A 1,874-nucleotide genomic window follows, 5' to 3' on the forward strand; every position below is an offset into this window, starting at 1 on the left:
CCCCACCATCGACACCGCCCCCTCGCGCCCCGTCACCGGCCGACCTCCAACAGCTACCAGGCGCCGGCCTGTCCGTCCCCGGAATCCGAGCGGCACCGGTCATCTTCCGAGCGGCCGGTAATGCCGCTGCCGTAGTTCGTCTGCGGTCCGGCTCTCGGCTGCCGTGTCGCCCTCATCGCGGCGTCGGGAGCTCCCGTCCCCTCCCGACGGTTCCCGGTGCCCCGCACCGTCAGGACGGGGAGGCCCCGAGGACAGGGGCCGGAAACCATCGGTTCGCCGGGGTGAGGCGGAGAAGTGGGCAGAGGTGGAGTGGGCCTTCCCGGTGGTCGTCACCTGCGACGGCGGCCCCAATCCGGTACCGCCGTGGCTCAACGCGCTCCTCGTCCTGTTCGCCCCGGGCACCGTGGTGACCGTGAACGGCTCGATCCTTCCGAATCGCGATCGCCGGTGGAGGACGTACCGCATCCTGTGACGCGCGGAGCCGTTCCCCTCCCCGGCCCCGAACGCCGAGCGACCCCGGCGCTGTCGGCGGGACCGACGGGACCGGGGCGGTCGGGAAGGGCTCAGGGGGTGATCGTGGCGCAGGCGTAGCGGTCGCCGGCGTCTCCGGTGGCGAGGGTGGTCTCGTCCGGCCCGGGCTCGTCCGCGTCCTCCGATTGGTAACGGTCCGGGATGTGGGCGAAGTTGTCCCGATCCTCGTGAAGGATCACCGCCACCCCCTCCTCCGGGATGTCGTCGAGGGTGAATCGGTCGGTGACGAAGGTCGCCTCCGCCGTCCCATCCTCGGTGACCAACAGCGACGGCATGTCGCCGGGGTGTTCGGGGTGGTCGGTGTCGTCGGGGTTCCAGTGGCCGCCGGCGCTCATGAACGCCCCGTTGGGGTCGTCCGCCTCGCACTCCGCCGTCTCGTGCAGGTGGAAGCCGTGGAAGCCGGGGTCCAGTGTCAGGCCGGTCAGTGACACCTCGCCCCGGAGCAGGTCGTCCCGCTCGCTCAGCGAGAAGGTGCCGACGCTCTCCCCGTCCCGGTCGATCAGGTCGGCGGTCGGGCCGTTCGACGCGTCGTCCTGCTCCACGGCCGGGGCCGCGGCGGGCTCGGCCTCGGTGTCGGCCGCGCAGGCCGTCGCTCCGAGGAGGACGACGGCCGCGATCGCGCTCGCGTGGCGGATCCGGGTGGCTCGTGTCATCGGGGATTCTCCCTGGCGTGGGGATGGGGAATACCCGGAAGGGGTCCGGGCGGTTCCCATCGATATCGCACCGGGAAGGGGTGAAACACGCATCACGGGCGGAGTGTTGGGTGGTGGGGCCCGACAACCACCCGGTTGTCGCGCCCCACCGCCCGGCCTCCGCAAGGGCGTTCGGGAAGGGGCCCCGTCCCGGCGGGGGTGCCGCGCCGACGACGGACCGGCCGGTGCGGGCCGCCTCGGCCCGATCGGCTCAGTTCTCGTCGTGGGGGTGGGGTATCCGCGTCTGGGGCCCGGTCGTGGGCACCTTCTCGTTCTCCGGGGCGCCGATGAAGTGCCCGAAGGTCCCGGTGATGCCGAGCAGGCGGTCCAGGGCCGGCCGGCGGTTGTCCAGGTACAGCTTGATCCCGGCCACCGTCACCCGACGGTGGACCATGAGCAGGATGGACAGGCCCATGGAGTCGCAGGTGCCCAGTTCCGCACAGTCCAGATGGAGTTCGCGCAGGTCCGGTCGCGCGTCCATCTCCTCGACGACGGTCTCCAGGAAGTCCTCGGAGGTGTCGTAGTCAAGGTCACCGGAGATCGCGATGTGAACGGTGTGCGGATCGGTCACGGTCCGGGTGAGGACGAGGTTCTGGGCCGGGTACGTGGTCATGCGGGGGTTTCCGGGTCTCTTATATACATCTGACCACA

General features: G+C 71.0%; 3 protein-coding genes. 1 reads left to right on the forward strand and 2 read right to left on the reverse strand.

What is annotated here, in order from left to right; genetic code table 11:
* Positions 1–304 precede the first annotated feature (304 nt).
* The gene (locus FNQ90_RS21560) at positions 305–472 is read left to right on the forward strand and encodes a hypothetical protein (RefSeq protein WP_182607878.1); all 168 of its coding nucleotides are present in this window, start codon (positions 305–307) and stop codon (positions 470–472) included.
* 91 nt (positions 473–563) lie between these two features.
* Here FNQ90_RS21560 and FNQ90_RS21565 read toward each other — a convergent pair whose 3' ends face one another.
* On the reverse strand, positions 564–1,184 hold the full coding sequence (locus FNQ90_RS21565) for a superoxide dismutase family protein (protein ID WP_182607879.1): 621 nt from the start codon (positions 1,182–1,184) through the stop codon (positions 564–566).
* A 250-nt stretch (positions 1,185–1,434) separates the two neighbouring features.
* Positions 1,435–1,836 (reverse strand): STAS domain-containing protein, encoded by a 402-nt coding sequence (locus tag FNQ90_RS21570; RefSeq protein ID WP_182607880.1) that lies wholly within the window; start codon positions 1,834–1,836, stop codon positions 1,435–1,437.
* Positions 1,837–1,874: the final 38 nt, after the last annotated feature.

It is taken from the genome of Streptomyces alkaliphilus, assembly GCF_014141535.1.
GTDB lineage: Bacteria > Actinomycetota > Actinomycetes > Streptomycetales > Streptomycetaceae > Streptomyces > Streptomyces alkaliphilus.